The sequence below is a fragment of the Pantoea sp. S18 genome (assembly GCF_045689705.1).
In the GTDB taxonomy this organism is placed as follows: Bacteria; Pseudomonadota; Gammaproteobacteria; order Enterobacterales; family Enterobacteriaceae; genus Pantoea; species Pantoea symbiotica.
Window position 1 is genome coordinate 2,896,959 of record NZ_CP142688.1, and the last position, 23,545, is coordinate 2,920,503.

At 52.9% G+C, this 23,545-nt stretch carries 22 protein-coding genes; 4 read left to right on the forward strand and 18 right to left on the reverse strand.

Annotated elements, in window-relative coordinates; all coding sequences use genetic code 11:
- Nucleotides 1-26 precede the first annotated feature (26 nt).
- The 15 genes from VIJ98_RS13320 to lrhA all read right to left on the reverse strand — a co-directional run bounded on the left by VIJ98_RS13320 (nt 27) and on the right by lrhA (nt 17,287).
- On the reverse strand, nt 27-479 hold the full coding sequence (locus VIJ98_RS13320; RefSeq protein ID WP_258143663.1) for a GNAT family N-acetyltransferase: 453 nt from the start codon (nt 477-479) through the stop codon (nt 27-29).
- A 190-nt stretch (nt 480-669) separates the two neighbouring features.
- Nucleotides 670-2,127: an NADH-quinone oxidoreductase subunit NuoN gene (gene nuoN / locus VIJ98_RS13325; RefSeq protein WP_008105131.1), complete on the reverse strand. Its 1,458-nt coding sequence runs from the start codon at nt 2,125-2,127 to the stop codon at nt 670-672.
- Between the two features lie 6 nt (nt 2,128-2,133).
- The gene (nuoM, locus tag VIJ98_RS13330; protein WP_323274428.1) at nt 2,134-3,654 is read right to left on the reverse strand and encodes an NADH-quinone oxidoreductase subunit M; all 1,521 of its coding nucleotides are present in this window, start codon (nt 3,652-3,654) and stop codon (nt 2,134-2,136) included.
- Between the two features lie 84 nt (nt 3,655-3,738).
- A complete protein-coding gene (gene nuoL, locus VIJ98_RS13335) occupies nt 3,739-5,574 on the reverse strand; it encodes an NADH-quinone oxidoreductase subunit L (RefSeq protein WP_179450028.1) in 1,836 nt (611 codons plus the stop codon).
- The gene (gene nuoK, locus VIJ98_RS13340; RefSeq protein ID WP_007889334.1) at nt 5,571-5,873 is read right to left on the reverse strand and encodes an NADH-quinone oxidoreductase subunit NuoK; all 303 of its coding nucleotides are present in this window, start codon (nt 5,871-5,873) and stop codon (nt 5,571-5,573) included. The genes nuoL and nuoK overlap by 4 nt, the downstream gene beginning before the upstream one ends.
- A complete protein-coding gene (gene nuoJ, locus VIJ98_RS13345) occupies nt 5,870-6,421 on the reverse strand; it encodes an NADH-quinone oxidoreductase subunit J (protein ID WP_008105138.1) in 552 nt (183 codons plus the stop codon). Before nuoJ ends, nuoK begins: the two co-directional genes overlap by 4 nt.
- A gap of 10 nt (nt 6,422-6,431) precedes the next feature.
- A complete protein-coding gene (gene nuoI, locus VIJ98_RS13350) occupies nt 6,432-6,974 on the reverse strand; it encodes an NADH-quinone oxidoreductase subunit NuoI (protein WP_007889332.1) in 543 nt (180 codons plus the stop codon).
- 11 nt (nt 6,975-6,985) lie between these two features.
- On the reverse strand, nt 6,986-7,963 hold the full coding sequence (nuoH, locus tag VIJ98_RS13355; RefSeq protein ID WP_008105140.1) for an NADH-quinone oxidoreductase subunit NuoH: 978 nt from the start codon (nt 7,961-7,963) through the stop codon (nt 6,986-6,988).
- Nucleotides 7,960-10,683, reverse strand: a complete 2,724-nt coding sequence (gene nuoG, locus VIJ98_RS13360; RefSeq protein WP_323274432.1) for an NADH-quinone oxidoreductase subunit NuoG — start codon at nt 10,681-10,683, stop codon at nt 7,960-7,962. The genes nuoH and nuoG overlap by 4 nt, the downstream gene beginning before the upstream one ends.
- 103 nt (nt 10,684-10,786) lie before the next feature.
- On the reverse strand, nt 10,787-12,127 hold the full coding sequence (nuoF, locus tag VIJ98_RS13365) for an NADH-quinone oxidoreductase subunit NuoF (protein WP_176519213.1): 1,341 nt from the start codon (nt 12,125-12,127) through the stop codon (nt 10,787-10,789).
- 2 nt (nt 12,128-12,129) lie between these two features.
- Nucleotides 12,130-12,645: an NADH-quinone oxidoreductase subunit NuoE gene (gene nuoE, locus VIJ98_RS13370; RefSeq protein ID WP_008105146.1), complete on the reverse strand. Its 516-nt coding sequence runs from the start codon at nt 12,643-12,645 to the stop codon at nt 12,130-12,132.
- A gap of 2 nt (nt 12,646-12,647) precedes the next feature.
- Nucleotides 12,648-14,447: an NADH-quinone oxidoreductase subunit C/D gene (gene nuoC / locus VIJ98_RS13375; RefSeq protein WP_008105149.1), complete on the reverse strand. Its 1,800-nt coding sequence runs from the start codon at nt 14,445-14,447 to the stop codon at nt 12,648-12,650.
- Nucleotides 14,448-14,563: 116 nt separating this feature from the next.
- Nucleotides 14,564-15,244, reverse strand: coding sequence for an NADH-quinone oxidoreductase subunit B family protein (locus VIJ98_RS13380; RefSeq protein ID WP_008105151.1), 681 nt, complete (start codon nt 15,242-15,244; stop codon nt 14,564-14,566).
- A gap of 15 nt (nt 15,245-15,259) precedes the next feature.
- Nucleotides 15,260-15,703, reverse strand: a complete 444-nt coding sequence (locus VIJ98_RS13385; protein ID WP_007889316.1) for an NADH-quinone oxidoreductase subunit A — start codon at nt 15,701-15,703, stop codon at nt 15,260-15,262.
- Between the two features lie 660 nt (nt 15,704-16,363).
- The gene (gene lrhA / locus VIJ98_RS13390; RefSeq protein ID WP_007889314.1) at nt 16,364-17,287 is read right to left on the reverse strand and encodes a transcriptional regulator LrhA; all 924 of its coding nucleotides are present in this window, start codon (nt 17,285-17,287) and stop codon (nt 16,364-16,366) included.
- A 796-nt stretch (nt 17,288-18,083) separates the two neighbouring features.
- On the opposite strand from lrhA, the gene VIJ98_RS13395 reads away from it, so the two are divergent.
- The 3 genes from VIJ98_RS13395 to yfbR all read left to right on the forward strand — a co-directional run bounded on the left by VIJ98_RS13395 (nt 18,084) and on the right by yfbR (nt 20,143).
- Nucleotides 18,084-18,272: a hypothetical protein gene (locus VIJ98_RS13395; protein ID WP_139221411.1), complete on the forward strand. Its 189-nt coding sequence runs from the start codon at nt 18,084-18,086 to the stop codon at nt 18,270-18,272.
- Nucleotides 18,256-19,473 carry a pyridoxal phosphate-dependent aminotransferase gene (locus VIJ98_RS13400; RefSeq protein WP_008105154.1) on the forward strand — a complete coding sequence of 406 codons (1,218 nt, stop codon included), beginning with the start codon at nt 18,256-18,258 and terminating at the stop codon, nt 19,471-19,473. Before VIJ98_RS13395 ends, VIJ98_RS13400 begins: the two co-directional genes overlap by 17 nt.
- Nucleotides 19,474-19,543: 70 nt before the next feature.
- Nucleotides 19,544-20,143 (forward strand): 5'-deoxynucleotidase, encoded by a 600-nt coding sequence (yfbR, locus tag VIJ98_RS13405; protein ID WP_008105157.1) that lies wholly within the window; start codon nt 19,544-19,546, stop codon nt 20,141-20,143.
- A 28-nt stretch (nt 20,144-20,171) separates the two neighbouring features.
- On the opposite strand, the gene VIJ98_RS13410 is transcribed toward yfbR, so the two are convergent.
- The 3 genes from VIJ98_RS13410 to yfbV form a co-directional block, all read right to left on the reverse strand.
- Nucleotides 20,172-20,831 (reverse strand): sugar phosphatase, encoded by a 660-nt coding sequence (locus VIJ98_RS13410; protein ID WP_258143667.1) that lies wholly within the window; start codon nt 20,829-20,831, stop codon nt 20,172-20,174.
- Between the two features lie 14 nt (nt 20,832-20,845).
- Entirely contained in the window at nt 20,846-21,340 is a 495-nt protein-coding gene (locus tag VIJ98_RS13415) for a YfbU family protein (RefSeq protein ID WP_008105160.1), read from the reverse strand.
- 150 nt (nt 21,341-21,490) lie between these two features.
- Nucleotides 21,491-21,943 (reverse strand): terminus macrodomain insulation protein YfbV, encoded by a 453-nt coding sequence (yfbV, locus tag VIJ98_RS13420; RefSeq protein WP_008105162.1) that lies wholly within the window; start codon nt 21,941-21,943, stop codon nt 21,491-21,493.
- A 338-nt stretch (nt 21,944-22,281) separates the two neighbouring features.
- Between yfbV and ackA the strand changes: the two genes are divergently transcribed.
- Nucleotides 22,282-23,484 carry an acetate kinase gene (gene ackA / locus VIJ98_RS13425; protein WP_008105164.1) on the forward strand — a complete coding sequence of 401 codons (1,203 nt, stop codon included), beginning with the start codon at nt 22,282-22,284 and terminating at the stop codon, nt 23,482-23,484.
- The last annotated feature ends 61 nt before the right edge of the window (nt 23,485-23,545 follow it).

Consider the following 23,545-nt stretch of genomic DNA (forward strand, 5'->3'; position numbering starts at 1 on the left):
ATAACGGCGAGGAGCAATCCTCGCCGTTATGCTTTCTGCATGCCGATGTGGGGAATGTCATCTTCCATATACACTTCGGTTACCGCTTTAAAGCCCAGACGACCGTAGAAACCTTCCAGATGTGCCTGAGCTGAGAGATAGATAGCGCGCTGCGACCAATGCTTCTCGCAGCTCTCCAGCGCCTTCTCCATCAAGCGATATCCCAGCTTCAAACCGCGCGCCTCTTCAGAAACGATCACACGACCAATCAGCACCGGCGCAGAGTCCAGCGCTGGCGTTAACACCCGTGCATAGGCCAGCAGCTTACCGTCGAGGAATCCCAAAATGTGACGGTTATCAGCGGCTAAATCCTGACCATCAATATCCTGATACGGACAGTTTTGTTCCACGATGAAGACATGATTGCGCAGCGCCAGCAGCGTGTAGAGTTGCTGCGCCGTCAGTTCACTGTGGTGGCAATCAAGCCAAAGCATTTTCATGGTGCTTCCTTGTCTGAGCAAAAAAAGTGATCCGTTGAGAATATCACACCGGCTACGCCAAACGCAGTGAGCAGCAGCGGCAGCTGAAAACCTCGTGGTGACTCTGTGCTCAATCTCTCACTACGCCGTGAATTGCAGGCAAAAAAAAATCAGGCCCGAAGGCCTGATTCAGTCATGACGCGAGTCTTTATTACATCAGCGGCTGAGCCATCTGCACCAGTGTAATCAGCGGCTGCGGATAAACACCGAGCAGCAATACCAGAATCGCAGAGATCAGCACCACAACACCGCCAGCCGTAAACGCCCAGTTGGCTTGCGTATCGCGGTTATGCAGTTCAGGCGGGCTGAGATACAGACTCACCGTTACGCGCAGATAGTAGTAAAGACCAATCGCACTACCTGCAACCACCGCACCACTCAACCACCACAGATGTGCGTTCACACTCGAGGCGATAACGTAGAACTTACCGATGAAGCCGAGCGTCATTGGGATACCCGCCAGTGACAACATCATCACCGTCATGACCGCAGACAGAATCGGACGATGCCAGAACAGACCTCGATAGGAATACAGCGTGTCGGCATCCGGACCGCGATATGGGCTCGACATCAGGCTCACAACGCCGAACGCGCCCAGGCTGCTGAACAGGTAACCGGCCAGATATACGCCCGCAGTTTCCAGCGACAGCTGATGGGTTTTCACCGCAATCAGCGCAACTAACAGATAACCAAGGTGCGCAATTGAGGAGTAACCAAGCAGACGCTTGATGTTGCTCTGGGAAATCGCCATCAGGTTACCGAACAGAATCGATGCGAAGGCAATGATGCCCAGCACGGTACGAACGGCTTCGCTGTCAGTGACTGGTGCGTACATGAACAGGCGCATAATCACGCCAAAGATGGCGATCTTGCTGGCGGTGGCGAGGAAGGTTGAAACCGGCGCAGGCGCACCCTGATAAACGTCCGGTGTCCACAGGTGGAATGGTACCAGCGACAGTTTGAAGCCCAGACCGATAATCATCATGCCAAGACCCAGCAGCAACAGCGGCTCCTGAATCATGCTATCGCTCAGACTTTTGCCCAGCTGCACAAAGCTCAGGCTACCGGAATCAGCATAAATCAGCGCGATACCAAACAGCAGGAACGATGAGGCCGCCGCCGACAGAATGGTGTATTTCAGTGACGCTTCCAGCGAACGTTTCTGGCGGAAAGCGTAACCAATCAAACCAAACAGCGGCAGTGACAGCAGTTCGATGCCGATGAACAGCGCCGCCAGATGGTTGGCGCTCGCCAGCACAATCCCGCCGAGTGCCGCAATCAGCACCAGCAGATAGAACTCATCTTTGTTGTCCGGGAAACCAGCCAGCCACGGATAGGCAAAGGTGCAAGTGGCTAAACTCGCCAGCACCACCAGCGCGGTGTAGAACATCGAATAGCCATCAACGCGCAGCAGCGGCGTGACATCCATCGCTCCCGCCTGGCCAACAAACCACAGAGAAAACAGCGCAATGTTAAGTCCGATCACCGTCAACGTGGCATTAACAAAGTGATTGCGTCGCCACGCAATGGACAGCATCACCACCACCACCGTCAATCCGACGATCAACAGCGGCAGTAACGCGATCAGATGTTGAGGAGTTATTGTCATGGCGAATTACGGCCTTGTAGTTGAAATTGAAGCGGTAAACCACTGCTGAATATTGCTCATCGCAGCATGGGATGTGTCCAGGATTGGCTGTGGATAAATCCCCAGCAGCACCAGCAACACCACCAATACGCCGATAGTCAGGAACTCACGCGGTGACATGCCTGGCAGCGGATCTTTCGACTTGGCTTCGCCGAAGTAAGCGCGCTGCATCATGATCAGGGAGTAAACCGAAGCAAACACCAGACCAAAGGTTGCGATGACGATAATCACCGGTACCACCTGGAAACTGCCGGTCAAAATCATGAATTCGCCAACAAAGTTACCGGTGCCCGGCATACCGAGGTTGGCAACCGCAAAGAACAGTGACAGACCCGGAATCCATTTGATACGTGACCACAAACCGCCCATCTGACGAAGGTCGCGGGTATGAAGACGCTCATACAGCTGACCGCACAAGATGAACAGTGCCGCAGCAGAAAGACCGTGCGCAATCATCTGAATTACCGCGCCCTGGAACGCCAGTTGGCTGCCGGTGTAGATGGCGATCAACACGAAGCCCATGTGCGAAATAGAGGTGTAAGCAATCAAACGTTTGATATCGAACTGCGAGAACGCCATCCATGCACCGTAGAAGATGCCGATGATACCGAGCCACATGGCAATCGGTGCGAACTCTGCTGACGCATTCGGGAACAGCGGCAGGCTAAAGCGCAGCAAGCCGTAGGCCGCGGTTTTCAGCAAGATACCTGCGAGGTCAACCGAACCAGCGGTTGGTGCCTGGCTATGTGCATCTGGCAACCAACCGTGTAATGGCACCACCGGCATTTTCACCGCAAAGGCGATGAAGAAGCCGAGCATCAGCAGATACTCAACGGTGTGTGACATTGGCGTTTTCAGCAACTCTTCGTAGCTGAAAGTCCATACGCCAGTAGCGTTGTAGTGCACAAACACCAGCGCCAGAATCGACACCAACATGATCAGACCAGATGCCTGGGTGTAGATGAAGAACTTGGTCGCCGCGCTGATACGCGTTTTACCGTCGGATGCTTTATGGCCCCAAAGTGCGATGAGGAAGTACATCGGCACCAGCATCATTTCCCAGAAGAAGAAGAACAGGAACATGTCGATGGAGAGGAACACGCCAATCACACCACCGAGAATCCACATCAGGTTGAGGTGGAAGAAGCCCTGATATTTCTCAATTTCGTTCCAGGAGCACAGCACCGCCATCAAACCGAGCAGTCCGGTCAGCACCACCATCAGCAGCGACAGACCATCAATCGCCAGATGGAAGTTGATGCCAAAGCGCGGAATCCACGGTAGGGAGAAAGTCGATTGCCATTGCGGAATGCCCGCAGCCTGCGTCAGTGAATAGCCTCCCTGCAACCACAGCTGCAGGCCAAGCGCTAGCGTCAGGCCCATGGTGATCATGGCAATCCAGCGCGGTACCTTTGCGCCGAGGCGCTCTGCCAACCAGCAGAGTAAGCCCCCAACGAAGGGGATAATTATTAGCCAAGGTAATAACACGGCGAACTTCCCTTTTTATTGCCTTACTTCAGGCAATTTTTGACATTCTAATTGGGCGAGCGAACCCGCCCCGCTCATCAATCTTTAAATCACCAGCAGCAGCGCCAGCACCACAACGGCACCGACACTCATTGAAGCCACGTACCAGCGCAGATAACCGTTTTCACTCACCACTAAACCTTTGTTACCAATGCGCGACAGCAGCGCAGGCAGGTTCATCAGTGAATTTAGCGGATCGCTTTTCAGTAACCAGGCAATGCCGAGATAAGGTTTTACAAACACCTTGTCATACAGCCAGTCGAAGCCCCAGGCCGCGAACCACCAGGTGCCGAAGAAACGACCCGGCGCACTGTTGGCAATGCTGGTCACCAGCTGACGTTTACCCAGCCACAGCGCTGCAGCGATCAGGATACCGACGATAGCCACTACGCCTGAGGTGATTTCCAGCATCACTTTGCCGCCTTCACCAAACTCGTTCTGCGGCAGCACGCCCGCCAGAGGAGGCGTAATCAGCGCACCAATAAAGGTGGAGAGCACCATCAGAACAATCAACGGCAGGTGATGCGTAATGCCTTTACCGGCGTGAGCATGAATTTTCTCTTCACCGTGGAACACGATAAAGATCATGCGGAAGGTGTAGATCGAGGTGAGGAATGCACCCACCAGACCCGCCACCATCAGATTGATGTGACCATTCGCCATCGCACCAAACAGGATTTCATCTTTACTGTAGAAACCTGCGGTGATCAGCGGCAGCGCAGCCAGCGCGGCGCCGCCCACCAGGAAGCAGACATACACCAGCGGGATGCTTTTACGCAGGCCGCCCATTTTGAAAATGTTCTGCTCGTGATGGCAGGCCAGAATGACCGAGCCTGAAGAGAGGAACAGCAAAGCTTTAAAGAATGCATGCGTCATCAGGTGGAAAATCGCCGCGTCCCATGCCTGCACGCCCAGCGCGAGGAACATGTAGCCGATCTGACTCATAGTTGAGTAAGCCAACACGCGTTTGATGTCGGTTTGCACCAATGCCGCAAAACCTGCCAGCACCAGGGTAATCGCACCAATGATACCCACCAGATGCAGCACTTCCGGCGTTAACAGGAACAGACCGTGCGTACGTGCAATCAGGTAAACACCGGCGGTCACCATAGTCGCGGCGTGAATCAGTGCCGAAACCGGAGTAGGACCGGCCATCGCATCCGCCAGCCAGGTTTGTAATGGCAGCTGTGCCGATTTACCGACCGCGCCACCCAACAGCATCAGAGTTGCCCACTGCAGCATATGGTTGTCTGCAGCGAAGTGCGCTGGTGCCAGTTCAACCAGTTCACGGAAGTTCAGCGTGCCCAGCTCGTTGTAAAGAATGAACAAGGCGAAAGCGAGGAACACATCACCTACACGGGTGATGATAAAGGCTTTCATCGCCGCTTTGCCGTTCTCTGGATTGCTGTAGTAGAAGCCAATCAGCAGATATGAGCACAGGCCCACGCCTTCCCAGCCGAGATACATCAGCATCAGGTTATCGGCCAGCACCAACACCACCATGCTCGCGATGAACAGGTTGGTGTAAGCGAAGAAGCGCGAATAACCCTCTTCACCACGCATGTACCATGAAGCAAACATGTGGATGAAGAAGCCAACGCCGGTGACGACGGACAGCATGGTCAGAGAAAGACCGTCCAGCACCAGATTCACTTTGATGTCAAAGTTGCCGACGTGAATCCAGGTCCACAGCGCTTGGGTGAACGGCTGCTGACCCTGGTTGAAGAAGTCGAAACCGGCATAAATAGTGGTTAATGCTGCCAGACCAACAGAACCCATACCGATTGCTGCCGACAGGTTCTCCGACCAGCGACCGCGTGAAAACGCCAATAGCAGGAAGCCAATTAGCGGAAATAATACGGTTAAATAGAGAAGATTCATCCGCGCATCTCGCTCACTGTGTCAATGTTCAGCGTCTGACGACGACGATAGAGCTGGAGCAACAGCGCCAGACCAATACTCGCTTCCGCCGCCGCAAGGCTAATCGCCAGGATGTACATCACCTGACCATCAGCTTGTCCCCAATAGCTGCCTGCTACCACCAGCGCTAACGCGGAGGCATTGATCATGATTTCCAGACCAATCAGCATAAACAGGATGTTACGACGCAGCACCACGGAGGTCAGGCCGAGAACAAACAGCACAGCGGCCAGCATCAGGCCGTGTTGTAACGGGATCATGCGTGATCCTCCTTATTCGCTTGCGCATCAGCTTGACGATTGCTCAGCACTTCGCCATGACGCTCTTCACGTCCAATATGGAAGGCCACGACCAGACCGGCGAGCAGCAGCATTGATGCCAGCTCAACCGCCAGAACATAGGGACCAAACAAGCTGATACCGACTGCTTTAGCGTCGATGACGGTGCCATCAATGCCTTGATCGGTTGCTGTGCTAATCGCGTAAATCATTACCGCCAGCAGCAGTAAAGAGACGATGCCCGGACCAATCCATAGCGAAGGCTTCAGCCATTCGCGCTCCTGATCCTGCTGGGTTTTGCCCAGGTTCAGCATCATCACCACGAAGACGAACAGCACCATGATGGCGCCTGCGTAGACGATGATTTCCAGCGCACCGGCAAAGTAGGCGCCCATTGAGAAGAACACGCCTGCAATCGACAGCAGCGAAACGATCAGGTACAGCAGCGCATGTACCGGATTGGTGTGGGTGATGACGCGCAGCGTCGTCAACACCGCCACCAGTCCGCAAAGATAAAACGCAAATTCCATACCTGGCTCCTTAAGGTAACAACCCTTTGACGTCGATCGGCTTGGCTTCGTTTTCCGCTTCGCCCTTCTCTTTTCCGTCGATCGCCATACCAGCCATACGATAGAAGTTGTACTCCGGATATTTACCCGGACCGGAAATCAGCAGGTCTTCTTTCTCATACACCAGATCCTGACGCTTAAACTCACCCAGTTCAAAATCGGGTGTCAGCTGGATCGCGGTGGTTGGGCAAGCCTCTTCACACAGGCCGCAGAAGATGCAACGTGAGAAGTTGATGCGGAAGAATTCCGGATACCAGCGTCCATCTTGCGTCTCGGCTTTCTGCAGTGAAATACAGCCGACAGGACAAGCTACCGCACATAAGTTACAGGCAACGCAACGCTCTGCGCCGTCCGGATCGCGCGTCAGCACGATACGGCCACGATAACGTGGCGGCAGATAAACCGGCTCTTCCGGATACATTTGGGTTTCGCGCTTGGCGAAGGCATGCATGCCTATCATCCAGATACTGCGCACTGTCGTGCCGAAGCCAACGACAATATCTTTTAAAGTCATCTCAATGTCCCTTACTGCGCGGTGTACAGAATCACTGCGGCGGTCGCCAGCAGGTTCAACAGCGTCAACGGCAGACACACTTTCCAGCCGAACGACAGCACCTGGTCATAGCGTGGACGCGGCAGCGCAGCACGAATCAGGATAAACATCACCATGAAGAACGCTGTTTTCAGAGCGAACCAGATGAATGGCGGCAGGAACGGGCCGTGCCAGCCACCGAAGAACAGCGTCACGATCAGCGCTGATACGGTGGTGATCGCCACGTATTCGCCCACGAAGAACAGGCCGAATTTCATACCGGCGTATTCGATGTGGTAACCGTCCGCCAGCTCCTGCTCTGCTTCGGGTTGGTCAAATGGATGACGGTGACATACCGCTACGCCCGCGATGCAGAAGGTAAGGAAGCCAAAGAACTGAGGAATGATGTTCCACAGATGCGCCTGGCTTTCGACGATGGCATTCATGTTGAACGAGCCGGCTTGCGCCACCACACCCATCAGTGACAAACCAAGGAACACTTCGTAGCTCAGCGTCTGCGCCGATGCACGCATCGCACCCAACAGTGAGTATTTGTTGTTACTCGACCAGCCCGCGAACAGCACCGCATACACCGCCAGACCCGCCATCATCAGGAAGAACAGCAGACCAATGTTCAGGTCGGTGACCATCCAGGTTGGCGAAACCGGCACAATAGCGAAGGCCAGCAGCAGCGATACGAAGGCAATAACCGGTGCCAGCGTAAAGATGAAGCGGTCGGTAAAGGGTGGAACCCAGTCCTCTTTAAAGAACATTTTGATCATGTCGGCAGCCAGCTGCAGCGAGCCGCCCCAGCCAACACGGTTCGGTCCGTAACGGTTCTGCCACAGGCCGAGCAGACGACGCTCGGCGAAACTCATGAAAGCACCGCAACCGACAACCACCAACAAGATGACCAGCGCTTTGCCGATGTTGATCAGGATTTCAATAACGTCCGGTGTCAGCCAACTCATTGCGCGGCCTCCTGCAGTTTGTCAATTTGCGCACCTGAGAGGAACGGCGGCACACCCGGCATACCGAGCGGTAAACCAACCTGCCCTGCTTGCAGCGACGCAGAGAAACGTACCGGCAAGCGCAGTGTTTCGCCCGCACAGACCAGCTCAACGCAAGCACCGTTATTGACGCCCAGTTTCTCAGCATCAGCCGGGTTAATCACCAGCGTGGCTGGCGACATGCGTTTTTGGAAGGTGGTTGAACGCTGAGTCATCTCCTCGCTACCAAACAGCTGATAGTAAGGTGCGACGCGCCACTGGCTGCCTTCAACAAAGCTTTCCGGAATCGCGGTAAACCACGGCAGAGAACGATCGCTGGCTTCGAAAAGACGCACGCCTGGATCGCCATGACGCAATTTGCCGCCCACTTCAGCCTGGAACTTGTTCCATGCTTGCGGTGAGTTCCAGCCAGGCGCCCAGGCAAAAGGAATCTGCGAACGCGGTGCGCTTGGTTGGTTGTTACCTTCCATGGAGAAGGCAAACATGGTGTCTTTATCTTGCGGCTGACGCGGTTCATGCACGCTGATGTTGGCGCGCATCGCAGTACGGCCACTGTTACGGTGCGGTGAACGTGCCAGTTTTTGACCGCGGATACGGAAGCTGGCGTCTGGCGCAGCATCCTTAATGCCTTTCAGCTGTGGCAGCGCCGCAACGGTGGCATCAATCACGTGATCCAGCTGAGTCCAGTCGATGTGACGGCTCTCAACCGCGCTGTGCAGCGAACGCAACCAGCGCCAGCTTTCCAGCATCACTACGCTATCATCGTAATAAGCGGGATCGTAAACCTGGAAGAAGCGCTGCGCGCGGCCTTCGTGGTTGATTGAGGTGCCATCGCTCTCCGCGAAGCTGGCGGTGGAGAGCACTAAACCGGCTTTTTCCAGCGTGGCGGTACGTTGGTGATCGACCACAATCACGTTAGCGGTAGTATCCAGCGCCGCATCAACTTTGGCTTTAGGTGCATGACGATAGAGATCGTTTTCCAGCACCACCAGCGCATCAGCTTCGCCTTTGCTCAGCTGTTCCAGCGCGCTATCCAGCGATTGGCCGCCCATTAGGCCGAGGCCAAAGCTGTTTGCCGCACCCGCGAGGAAGGTAATACCGACATCGGCACCACGCGCTTTCAGCGCTTTCGCCACGTTAGCTGCGGCTTCAATCATCGCGATGCTACCGGAATGGGTTCCGGAGATAATCAGCGGTTTTTTCGCACCTGCCAGCGCCTGAACCACTACATCAACCTTGCCGTTGAGTTTGCTGTCGAAGCCGCTAACTGCCGGCGCGCTTTCATCCAGCGCATTGGCAATCGCGAAGCCGAGACGCGCCTGATCTTCCACCGGAGCGCGATAGCTCCACGCAGCGATATCATCCAGGCGGGTTTCGTCGACGTTGGTGACGAACAGCGGATGTTTGGCGTGCTGACCGATATTAAGGATGGCCGCGATCTGCCAGTCAGCCACTTTCTGCGCCGCTGCCATCTCACGTGCTTTGCCTTTTACTGCCTGACGAACAGACAACGCCACGCGCGCGCCGACCTGAGTCAAATCTTCACCCAGCACCAGCACCGCATCGTAGCTTTCAATTTCGCGCAGTGATGGCGTGTAGATGCCGCCGTCCTGCAGGACTTTCAGCATCAGCTCAACGCGAGCCTGCTCACCTGCTGGCATACCGGTTGAGAAGTTGGCTGCGCCAACCAGCTCACGCAGCGCGAAGTTACTTTCAATGCTGGCGCGTGGAGAACCGATACCGATCACTTTTTTCGCCCGGCGCAATACATCCGCCGCCGCATTCACCGCTTGTTCAGCATTCAGGCTGACCCAATCGTTGCCGCGTTGCTGAACGGGATGACGTGGACGATCTTTGCGGTTGACGTAGCCGTAACCGAAACGACCGCGATCGCACAGGAAGTAGTGGTTTACGGTGCCGTTGTAACGGTTTTCGATACGACGCAATTCACCATAGCGTTCGCCTGGGCTGGTGTTACAACCCACGCTGCACTGCTGGCAGATGCTTGGCGCGAACTGCATATCCCATTTACGGTTATAGCGTTCGGAGTGCGTTTTATCGGTAAATACGCCGGTCGGACAGATTTCCACCAGGTTACCGGAGAATTCGCTTTCCAGCGTCCCATCTTCCGGGCGACCAAAGTAGACGTTGTCGTGAGCGCCATAGACGCCGAGATCTTTGCCGTCCGCATAATCTTTGTAGTAACGCACGCAGCGATAGCAGGCGATACAGCGGTTCATTTCATGCGAAATGAACGGGCCTAGATCCTGATTCTGGTGGGTGCGTTTGGTGAAGCGATAACGACGGAAACTGTGTCCGGTCATTACCGTCATATCTTGCAGATGGCAGTTACCACCCTCTTCGCACACCGGGCAGTCGTGCGGATGGTTGGTCATCAGCCATTCCACCACGCTTTCACGAAACTCTTTGGCTTCGCCATCGTCGATGGAGATAAAGGTGCCGTCTGACGCTGGAGTCATGCAGGACATGACAAGGCGACCGCGGGTATCTTCGGCATTCTGGAATTGCTTCACCGCGCACTGGCGGCAGGCCCCTACGCTTCCCAGCGCCGGATGCCAGCAAAAATAAGGAATATCAAGGCCCAGAGAGAGACACGCCTGTAGCAGGTTGTCCGCTCCGTTCACATCATATTCTTTACCGTCTACATGGATTGTAGCCATAGTGAACATGCTTCCGTAAGGCTCGCCCTAAGACGAGCGTTAAACATCTAATTCTTTCCCCACGCCATTTCGGCGTGAGGTGAGTTCCGTGTACGGCGGCTGATTACCAGCGCGCTTTCAGCAGGTTCGGCTGAATACCGCCGATGGCGCGGGTATTGCCAAACACCTGCGGCGCAATGCCAGCTTCAAACTCTTCACGGAAATATTTAATCGCGCTCTGCAATGGCTCGACGGCGCCCGGTGCGTGGGCACAGAAGGTTTTACCTGGGCCAAGCTGGCGGCAGAGTTGCTGCAGGGTTTCAATATCACCCGGCTGACCTTTCTTCTGCTCCAGCGCACGCAGGATTTTCACGCTCCATGGCAAGCCATCGCGGCACGGCGTACACCAGCCGCAGGACTCGCGCGCAAAGAACTCTTCCAGGTTACGCACCAGCGAAACCATGTTGATTTCGTGATCGACCGCCATCGCCAGCGCCGTACCTAAACGACTGCCGGCTTTACCAATGCTGGCAAACTCCATCGGCAAATCCAGATGCTGATCGGTAAGGAAGTCGGTTCCTGCGCCGCCTGGCTGCCAGGCTTTGAATTTCAAGCCATCGCGCATGCCACCAGCATAATCCTCGAGGATTTCACGCGCGGTGGTACCGAATGGCAATTCCCAGACGCCAGGATTTTTCACGCGTCCGGAAAAGCCCATCATTTTGGTGCCGGTGTCTTCGCTGGTAGAGATGTTTTTGTACCAGTCAACGCCGTTAAGGAAGATGGCAGGCACGTTCGACAGCGTTTCCACGTTGTTAACGCAGGTCGGCTTACCCCATACGCCGGCACTGGCCGGGAATGGCGGCTTAGAACGTGGGTTCGCACGACGTCCTTCCAACGAGTTGATCAGCGCGGTCTCTTCGCCGCAGATATAACGACCTGCGCCGGTGTGGACGATCAGCTCGAAATCAAAACCGGTGCCGAGAATATTCTTGCCGAGGTAGCCTGCTTCGGTAGCTTCCGCAATCGCGCGACGCAGATTGACGGCCGCTTCGATGTACTCACCACGTAAGAAGATGTAGCCACGATAAGCTTTCAGCGCGAACGCACTGATCAGCATGCCTTCTACCAACTGGTGCGGCAGTTGCTCCATCAGCAAGCGGTCTTTATACGTGCCCGGCTCCATTTCATCGGCGTTACACAGCAGGTAACGGATGTTCATGGATTCGTCTTTCGGCATCAGACTCCACTTCAGGCCGGTGTTAAAGCCTGCGCCACCACGACCTTTCAGGCCGGAGTCTTTGACCGCCGCGACGATTTCGTCCTGGCTAAAATCTTTCAACGCTTTTTCTGCGCCGACATACCCGTTTTTACTGCGATATTCATCGATCCAAATTGGCTGCTTGTCGTCACGGAGACGCCAGGTCAGCGGATGCGTTTCGGCAGTACGAATGATCTGTTTAATGGTCATTGATACTGCTCCAGCAAGTTGGCGATGCCTTCAGGCGTCAGATGAACGTGGGTATCTTCATCCACCATCATGGTCGGCCCCTTATCGCAGTTACCGAGGCAGCAAGTGGGCAGCAGCGTAAAGCGACCATCCGCCGTGGTTTGGCCCGGCTTGATGTTCAGCTTCTGCTCCAGCGCATCCTGAATCCCCTGATAACCCGTGATGTGGCACACCACGCTGTCACAGTAGCGAATGACGTGACGGCCAACCGGCGTGCGGTAGATTTGGCTATAGAAAGTCGCCACACCTTCAACATCACTGGCAGGAATACCCAGAACGTCGGCGATGGCGTTAATCGCGCCATCTGGCACCCAACCGCGCTGTTTCTGCACGATCTTCAACGCTTCGATCGAAGCGGCGCGTGCATCTTCGTAATGGTGTTTCTCGTGCTCGATAGCGTGGTGCTCGGCCTCGCTCAGCACGAAGACCTCTGTAGGGTCGATGGTGTGAATAGCAATTTTTTGATCGTGCATAATTAGCGGTCCACGTCTGACATAACAAAATCGATACTACCGAGGTAAACGATCAAGTCGGATACCAGGCTGCCGCGGATCACCGATGGGATCTGCTGCAGGTGCGGGAAGCTCGGCGTACGCACGCGGGTGCGATAGCTCATGGTGCTGCCATCGCTGGTCAGGTAGTAACTATTGATCCCTTTGGTCGCCTCAATCATCTGGAAGGATTCGTTGGCCGGCATGATTGGGCCCCACGAAACCTGCAGGAAGTGAGTGATCAGGGTTTCAATGTGCTGCAGCGTGCGCTCTTTCGGCGGCGGCGTTGTCAGCGGATGATCCGCTTTGAACGGGCCTTCAGGCATGTTGTTCAGGCACTGTTCCAGAATGCGCAGTGACTGCCACATCTCTTCCATTTTCAGCTGCACGCGGGTGTATGCATCACTGATGCCAGCGCCAACCGGAATCTCGAAATCGAAGTTTTCGTAGCCTGAATACGGACGCCATTTACGCACGTCAAAATCTAAACCGGTGGCACGCAAACCAGCGCCGGTGGTGCCCCACGCCAGTGCTTCATCCATGTTATACGCCGCAACGCCTTGCGAACGGCCCATCAACACGGTATTGCGCAGTGCGGCTTTGTCATACTCTTTCAGACGCTTCGGCATCCAGTCGAGGAAGTCACGCAGCAAACGTTCCCAGCCTTTCGGCAGGTCATGCGCTACGCCGCCGATGCGGAACCACGCCGGGTGCATACGGAAACCGGTAATCGCTTCCACCACGTCATAGATTTTCTGACGGTCGGTAAAGGCGAAGAACACCGGCGTCATCGCGCCGACGTCCTGAATAAAGGTGGAGATATAGAGCAGATGGCTGTTGATGCGGAACAGCTCGGACAGCATCACACGGATCACATTGACGCGATCCGGCACGGTAATACCCGCCAGTTTTTCCACCGCCAGCACGTACGGCATTTCATTTACGCAGCCGCCGAGGTACTCGATACGGTCGGTGTACGGAATGTAGCTGTGCCAGGATTGGCGCTCGCCCATCTTCTCAGCACCACGATGGTGGTAGCCGACATCGGGAACGCAATCGACGATCTCTTCACCATCCAACTGCAGAATGATACGGAAAGCACCGTGCGCAGAGGGGTGGTTTGGACCGAGGTTGAGGAACATGAAGTCCTCATTAGTGGTACTGCGCTTCATGCCCCAATCTTCAGGCTTGAAGGTCAGCGCCTCCATCTCCAGATCTTCTTTCTGCTTGGTCAGCTCGAAGGGATCGAACTCGGTGGCGCGCGCCGGGTAATCTTTACGCAGCGGATGGCCTTCCCACGTCTGCGGCATCATGATGCGCGTCAGGTGCGGGTGACCATTGAAAGTGATACCAAACATCTCCCAGGTTTCGCGCTCATACCAGTTGGCGTTGGCGAAAATTTTGGTGATGGTTGGCACATTCAGATCGTTTTCAGATAAAGCAACCTTGAGCATGATGTCGCGGTTACGTTCAATTGAAAGCAGATGATAGAAAACGGAAAAATCCGCGGCGGGCAAACCGGCGCGGTTAGTGCGTAAGCGCTCATCAAAACCGTGCAAGTCATAAAGCATGACATATGGCTTAGGCAGCTTGCGCAGGAATTCAACGATTTCTAATAGCTGTTCACGCTTTACCCAGACAACCGGAATCCCGGTGCGGGTAGCCTGAACGGTAAAGGCATCCGGCCCAAAACGGTTACGCAGCTCGCCGACCACTGGGTCATCCAGGTGATCGCGGGTTTGCCATGAAGGCTGTGCGAGATCTTGCGTGGTTAAATCAGTCATACGTTACTCACCATTCCGGCCTGTAATCAGGCGCTCAAAAGAAGGCGTCAGGATGGCGGCGCACATTAAATTGTGATGTTCTGCTGTGGCCGTGGCTCCATCCGTGTACGGGAAGCTTAAACTTCGTCTGGCGATCTCAGGTTGGTGACGGCAATACGCTCGCCACGCTTTCTTTCACGCTCTGGCTGCATATTGGCGCGATAAACACCCTGATCTCCCACCACCCACGACAGTGGACGACGCTCTTTGCCAATCGACTCACGCAGCAGCAGCAACGCCTGCATATACGCTTCTGGACGCGGCGGGCAGCCAGGAATGTAAACGTCAACCGGCAGGAATTTATCTACGCCCTGCACCACCGAGTAGATGTCATACATGCCACCCGAGTTAGCGCAAGCGCCCATGGAAATCACCCATTTCGGCTCCAGCATTTGGTCATATAAACGCTGAATAACCGGCGCCATTTTGGTAAATGGCGTACCGGCGATCACCATGAAGTCAGCCTGACGTGGCGAGGCGCGCATTACTTCGGCACCAAAACGTGCCACGTCATGCACTGCGGTGAAGGATGTGGTCATTTCCACGTAGCAACAGGAAAGGCCGAAGTTATACGGCCAGAGAGAGTTTTTACGACCCCAGTTCACCATGTCATGCAGGGCATGCTCGAGCTTGCCCATGTAGACGCTGCGGTGAACGTGTTGTTCCAGCGGATCGGTAACCGTTTCCTGTTTCTGCAGAGGATAACGATCGTTATCGCCGCCCCCGTTCGGGTCTACGCGTGTCAGCGTGTAGTCCATCTTATTGCCTCGCTTTTACTGCTTATGAGGGTTGGTGTGGCTGTGACTGACCGGGACAGATTTGACCACTACGCGACGACGCGCAGGAGCCCAATCCAGCGCACCGATGCGCACCAGATAAACCAGGCCTGCCAAGAGCACCAAAATGAAAATTGCGGCTTCGACAAAGCCGACCCAACCGCTTTCGCGAATGGACGTCGACCATGCGTATAAATAGAGGGCTTCGACGTCGAATATGACGAAGAACATCGCAACCAGATAGAATTTTGCAGAGAGGCGAATATGAGTGTCACCGACCGACTCAATACCCGATTCGAACGGAGTGTCCTTGTGTCGCGCACGCGCACGACCACCTAACAACCAGCCACCGGTCAACATAAAGGCACACAGGCCGAATGCGATAACGATAAAAACAATAAATGCCCAGTGATGAGCGATCACTTCTGTAGTTGTCGACATACTCTTTGCTTACTCATCAAAAGTGGTGATGGCATCCTGCTCTGTTGCAGCAAACACACCACATCGATTCAAGGGAAGGATAAAAAACCTTATAAATTTTGCTGTTATTAGCAATAAAGCAGCAATTTTATAGGGGTTTTTACTCCTTTCTATAACCTTTTGTCAACTTTGACAAAAGTATCCAAACATTATTTTACAGCTGCATCATATTATTAACATTCAACCCTCGAAGCGCCAGCTAAATCGCTTCAGTTTGTGAGGTTAATTTTAGTGTAGCGGGTATTCACATGCGTGGATCGTGCATTTAACAATCATATTTTGACAGGTCTCGCCCGAGATTCCCCCCCCTTATCAGGGGTATTTTTTTGATCTAAAGCACATAACTGGGTTTTATGCTGAAAAAAACAGCGGAGTGGACGAAAAAATGCCCTGGTAAAGTTGGCACGAATTGATAAAACCATTCCAAAATGGATAAAAATGGAACGCGTTTCATTTTTAAGAATGAGATTGAAATAAAGTCGAGGGAATTACATTTAAAGCGGCAAGTAAAATGGAATAAAAAAAGCCTTAGCCGGTAATTACCACGCTAAGGCCCATTTTTATACGTTTTAACAATTAACCGGTATTCCATTTGCGAGGAATTACCAGCAACTGTAACTCCTACTCTTCGTCATCCAGCAGCAAAGTACCGTCTGGATTAGCGCTCAGATTGTAAGGATCATTGGTAGACTGCATGGCATTGAAGATGGCCAACGCCAGTTCGTTATCGCTGTCTGGATTACGGCACAGCAGATATTGGGTATCCGGCAGCACTGGCAAACCTTCTGCAGCGCCCATCACCCGCAATTCTGGGCTCATCATCTCGACTGGACGCGCTGTCACACCCAAGCCCGCTTTAACCGCCGCACGAACGGCAGCCAGCGTAGAAGCAACATACGAGATGCGCCACGGAATGCCAGCTTCGTTGAGGTGATCAATCGCCATATCGCGATACGGGCTTGGCTCATCCAGCAGGACCAAAGGAATGGCTTCCCCGCGCTGGAAGATATAATCTGCCGCGCAGTACCACAACGTTGGCGAAGTACGCAGTACCTGATGAGTAAAGTTTCCTGGGCTGGACGTCGTCACAACCAGATCGACTTCACCTTGATTAAGCATTTCCATCATGAACGGGTTGCGCTTAACACGCACATCAATGGCCAGCTTCGGATAGACCGACGTTACGCGGTTAAGCAGGAACGGCAGAATGGTATCTGAGGTATCATCTGAAGCGCCAATGGTCAGAACGCCCTGGATGTTGCTGTACATTAAAGAGGTGCAAGCTTCGTCATTAAAACGAAGGATTTTCCTGGCGTAACCCAGCAGTTGAATGCCATGCTCCGTCAGCAATTTATTACGTCCATGTCTGGCAAACAGCTCTTTACCTACCAATTGTTCCAGACGTTGCATCTGCTGGCTCACTGCTGACTGCGTTCTGCACACGGCGGCAGCGGCTGCTGCAAAAGTGTTCAGATCGGCAACGGCAACAAATGTACGCAGCAGATCGAGGTCGAGATTCAGTATCGGACGATTTGCATTAGTCATGTTTTTTCTTCACTTATAAGATTTTTTAAAACTACTACCCTGGTGTATTACCCGACTTATCAAAGAGATAAGAGGCAATGGTGCTTAATGACAGCCCTGTGTGGAGCTGCCATGAAAAAATTTTGTCAGGCGGATGCCGACGATCGCACCACTCTGAGATCAGAGCAGCGTCGTCATTATAGACAGCAGAACTTCTGGGCCGAAAACGTATGTCGTACAGGTGCTGGAAGCTGCGTAGTTGTCTATGTATCCCGCGTAAAGTCCATGCGGGTTAAAAAGAAATAACATCATGTTATGTAGATGCGAAGCGATAAAGTGCATCAAATAATAAATTATACTTAATCATTTTTACGTTATAAATGGAAATGTTTTTGTTCAAAACATCGCAATTTTTGACCAAAAGCCTTTCCGCACAGATCCTGCCATAACGCTGCTCTTTTTTTAAGCCCCCCAGGTTCTGAATCTTGAGCATCAGCGTTAAAGTGACAGTGCAAATGCTATTTTAAGACTGTTTTACACGATATTAGGTCCGTTACTGACGCTTAATCTCGCCCTTGATAAGTGAATAAGAATGCACTTCATTTTAAGACGCCAGCCAGAGCTTAATCATTGCCAGACATTTTTTCGCCATCTAACAAGAATCACTTAACTATTTCGTTAGGTCGCTATTCTTTTTTTGCGCCAATAGTGACTGAAAAATTTCTGAATAGTCTTCTGTGGCGATGGAAGAAGGCATTTACACGTCAACTCCACCTTACCAGTTTTTAATCTCACTTTTTTTCGCATTAGTGGATTAATGAACCAGATTAATCGATTTTCAATGACTTTTACGCCATATGGCGAGAGAAAAAATGGCAAACGCGCCAAAACCAAGCGCTACCCTTCTTTTGTTAAGGTGAGAAGAGTAAATTGGGCAAGTTTGATTTTTGGTGGCAGGTTAAAGGACTCTGCCCGTAAAGGCGGTAAAAATGAATTTTCAAATTGATAAATCCGGCAAGCTGGAAAATGTCTGTTATGACATCCGTGGGCCGGTACTGAAAGAAGCTAAACGTCTCGAAGAAGAAGGCAACAAAGTTCTCAAGCTGAACATCGGCAACCCTGCCCCATTCGGTTTTGAAGCACCTGATGAAATCCTGGTGGATGTCATTCGCAATCTGCCGAGCTCGCAAGGTTATTGCGACTCGAAAGGGCTGTATTCAGCGCGTAAAGCGATCATGCAGCATTACCAGGCGCGTGATATGCGCGATGTCACTGTCGAAGACATCTATATTGGTAACGGCGTATCTGAACTGATTGTGCAAGCGATGCAGGCATTGCTCAACAGCGGCGATGAAATGCTGGTGCCTGCGCCGGATTATCCGCTGTGGACCGCCGCGGTTTCGCTGTCGAGCGGCAAAGCAGTGCATTATCTGTGTGATGAATCAGCGGGTTGGTTCCCTGACCTGGATGACATTCGTAGCAAGATCACCCCGCGTACGCGTGGCATTGTCATTATTAACCCGAATAACCCGACCGGCGCGGTTTACAGCAAAGAATTGTTACTTGAGATTGTTGAAATTGCGCGCCAGCACAATCTGATTATTTTCGCCGATGAAATCTACGACAAGATTCTTTACGACGAAGCACAACATCATTCAATTGCTGCGCTGGCTCCCGATCTGCTGACCGTGACCTTTAACGGCTTGTCGAAAACCTATCGCGTGGCGGGCTTCCGTCAGGGCTGGATGGTTTTGAACGGTCCGAAGAAACACGCGAAAGGTTATATTGAAGGGCTGGAGATGCTGGCATCGATGCGCCTGTGTGCCAACGTTCCGGCACAACATGCAATTCAGACCGCACTGGGTGGATATCAAAGTATTAGCGAATTTATCGCGCCTGGCGGGCGTTTGTATGAACAACGCCAGCGTGCGTGGGAATTAATTAATGATATTCCTGGCGTCAGTTGTGTGAAGCCGCAAGGTGCGCTGTACATGTTCCCGCGTATTGATGCCAAGAAATTCAACATCTTTGATGATCAGAAGATGGTGCTGGATTTCCTGTTGCAAGAGAAAGTGCTGTTGGTTCAGGGCACCGCGTTCAACTGGCCGTGGCCAGATCATGTGCGCATTGTTACGCTGCCGCGCGTGGACGATTTGGAAATGGCCGTCAGCAAGTTTGGTCGTTTCTTACAAGGGTATCGCCAGTAAATTGTGACGCGTATACTGTTCGCATTTCGGGGAAAAGATATCTTCCCCGCCGTGCGAACAGGAACCGTCCATGACTCGTAGCCATTTTTTCGCCCACCTTTCCCGCCTCAAACTGATCAATCGCTGGCCGTTGATGCGCAATGTGCGCACTGAAAACGTCTCCGAGCATAGCTTGCAGGTGGCGATGGTTGCTCACGCGCTCGCCATCATCAAAAACAAAAAATTTAACGGCAACCTAAATGCCGAACGCATTGCCATGCTGGCGCTCTATCACGATGCTAGCGAAGTGCTGACCGGGGATTTACCGACGCCGGTGAAGTACTACAACGCGCAGATTGCCCACGAATACAAAAAGATCGAGAAAATTGCGCAGCAGAAGCTCATTGATATGCTGCCACCCGAACTGCAGGACGCTTATCGCCCGCTGATTGATGAACATTTGCATACCGAAAGTGAGCAATCCGTGGTGAAGCAAGCGGATGCACTTTGCGCCTACGTGAAGTGTCTGGAAGAGTTGTCGGCAGGTAATAACGAGTTTCTGCTGGCCAAAGCACGCCTGGAAAAAACCCTCACCCAGCGCCGTTCACCGGAAATGGATTATTTTGTTGAGGTGTTTATTCCCAGCTTTAGCCTATCGCTGGATGAAATATCACAAGATACGCCGCTGTAAAAAAACGGGCCGCATCGGGCCCGTTTTTTTATGCGGTGATAGAAAGTGTAAACTCGCCGCTATCTTCTTTGATGACGTTTACCGGTTCAAGCGTTGCGACGCGGAAGGTAACTTCATTAAGGCGCGGTGCATCTGCTGGCGCATTCATGGCGATCACCGCACTGCCCGCATCCAAACCAGAAATAATGCCCGCAGGCGCATCCTCAACTACCACGCAATGCGTCGCTGGAAGCCCCAAACGCTCAGCACCCAGCAGGTAAGGTTCGGGATTAGGCTTACCGTGCTTGATATTCTCAGCGGTAATAAACACTTTTGGCATCGGTAAATTTGCGGCTTTATGGCGCGCGTGGGCGACTGGAATCGAACCCGAGGTCACAATCGCCCACGGGATCTGCAACTCATTCAACGTTGACAGTAACGCTAACGCGCCCGGAATCGCCTGTACGCCTTGCGTGTCTTCCGCTTCGAGACGTTCAAGCCAGAGAAATTCCGCCTGAATCGCCTCTTCAGATTGCCCTGCCATGAAATGGCGCAACGAATTGATGGCAGGCTTCCCGTGTATATAGCTCAGGACCTCTTCCGCCGACAAACCATGGCGCTCGCCCCACAGTGACCATGCGCGAATCACTGCAGGCAATGAATCCACCAGCGTACCGTCTAAATCAAACAGAAAACCCCTGTACTTCACGCGTCGCTCCTTATTCAGGCATTGATAATCTGCGCGATCTCATTCGCGCTGAGATGATATTGACGCGGACAAGTGTGCCACACCGTTAACATGCGTTGGTATTTTTCCCACATCGGCGTTTGAGCATTGAAGCCGTGGGTGCCGGAATCAAAGTGGGTATAGCGTCCTTCAACATTCACCATAAAGCGCACGTAGCCGAGATAGCGCGCTTCGGTGGCCGCATCAAAACCAAGAAACGCCAGGCGACGCTCGTCAATCGCGCTGCCATCTTTGAGGTTCGACCAGGAAACATGCAGCGCATGGTGCATTTCCATAATATCGATCAGCAGGCGACAGGTCGCTTCGGTTAGCTCGCCGAACTCTTTATCGAGCTCGCGTAACTGCAAGCCATAGCCGCGTTCAATAATGGTTTGATAACGACGATAACGCTCAGCGTTATCAGGCTCCAGCATGGCCATCATTTTGTATTGATTGGAGAGGATCAGTCGTTGTGCGTGGGTCATTTCCATGGTTTGCTCCCGGGCCAGCAGGCCGCTTAAGATTTAAACAATGAAGAAATGATTACACAAGGAAAGTGATGCGTGTATGTCCGCACCACTTTTCTTTGATTTGAACCGGGATTTAGCTCAAATTCTCTGGCAGGTAAAAGCGTCAGCAGATCAAAGATCGTCGAGGAAAGTGCGATCAAGCTGCTTAAAGGCACGTTTCAACACTTCGGCGAGTGACTGATATGTCGGCTTACCATCAACCGGTGCAATCGCCTGCCCCGCTTCTTCCAGTTTGGTGCGCACTTCATGAAACCACTGCAGCAACGTCGGCGGCAACGGCGTCACAGAACGTTTCCCCAACCACCACAATCCTTGCATCGGCAGGCTGCAGGCAAACAGCGCAGTCGCAATCGCAGGGCCGAGTTGTCCACCCATCGCGATTTGCCACGTCAGCGTGAAAATCGCCAGCGGCGGCATAAAACGAATGGCAAAGCGGGTTGCATTGACCACGCGATTTTCAGGAAACACCGGCGCCAGGCGCTTGTCTGTAGGCCAGGTCTTCATGTATCGCTGTCCGCGCTGGAACAAGCCGAACCAGCCGGGATTGTCTGTCTCATTCGCCATGATAGACCTCAACTAAATCTGCAATATTTAAAATAAACCGATAACTACACAACTTTACGTGACATCCTTCAAAAGTTTTTGTCTTTGCGGGTGACAGTGAGTATTCTGACGCCGTTTCAGTAACATTACCGGAAGCTTTAGCTCAATAAAAGAGCGGCCAGAGCCATGTTTCGCTAAGTGCTTATCAAAAATAAGCGTAAAATCACCAAAATTTTTTGCATGTCAGTGAAATTTTGACTAGCACATGATGTTTATCATTAACCTACCAGCTTTCATGGGCTACGCTGTTAGTCTGATTGCGTTTTTTTTAGCCACTATTTAACAAAATAGGTACTTCCATGTCGACGAAGTTAGTTCTGGTTCTGAACTGCGGCAGTTCTTCACTTAAGTTTGCCATCCTTAACCCTGTTACCGGCGACGAATATCTGTCCGGTCTGGCTGAATGCTTCCACTTACCGGAAGCACGCATTAAGTGGAAACTGGACGGCAGCAAACAAGAAGCTCAGCTTGGCGCGGGTGCGGCACACAGCGAAGCACTGAACTTCATGGTTAAAACTATTCTGGCACAAAAACCAGAGCTTTCGGCACAAATCGCTGCAATCGGCCATCGTATTGTTCACGGCGGCGAGCAGCTGACCAAATCGGTCATCATCGACGAATCTGTTATTCAGGGCATCAAAGACGCCTCTTCTTTTGCGCCACTGCATAACCCTGCGCATCTAATCGGTATAGATGAAGCGCTGAAAAACTTCCCGCATCTTTCCGATAAAAATGTGGCGGTTTTCGACACCGCATTCCATCAGACAATGCCGGAAGAGTCCTATCTCTATGCTCTGCCGTATAAATTGTATAAAGAGCACGGCGTTCGTCGCTACGGCGCACACGGCACCAGCCACTACTATGTGACGCAGGAAGCCGCGAAAATGCTGAACAAACCGGTTAGCGAACTGAACATCATCACTTGCCACCTCGGCAATGGCGGTTCTGTTTCTGCTATTCGCAACGGCCAGTGTGTTGATACCTCAATGGGCCTGACACCACTGGAAGGTTTGGTGATGGGCACCCGCAGCGGTGACATTGATCCGGCCATTATCTTCTTCCTGCATGATTCCCTGGGCATGAGCGTTGATTCCATCAACAAGCTGCTGACCAAAGAGTCTGGTCTGCTGGGTCTGACCGAAGTCACCAGCGACTGCCGCTATGTGGAAGACAACTACGCCACTAAAGAAGATGCCAAGCGTGCGATGGATGTGTTCTGCCACCGTCTGGCGAAGTACATCGGCAGCTACACCGCGCTGATGGAAGGCCGTCTGGACGCCGTGGTCTTCACCGGCGGTATCGGTGAAAACGCCGCGATGGTACGCGAGCTGGCGCTGCAGAAACTGGGCCTACTCGGCTTCGAAGTTGATCACGAGCGCAACCTGGCGGCACGCTTCGGCAAATCTGGCTTCATCAATAAAGAAGGCACGCGCCCGGCCGTGGTGATCCCAACCAACGAAGAGTTGGTGATTGCTCAAGACGCCGCGCGTCTCACCGCTTAAAAACACTTCTCTCCGTCAGCTTAGGCTGACGGAGTTGTTTTAGACAGTCTGCAACACCTGA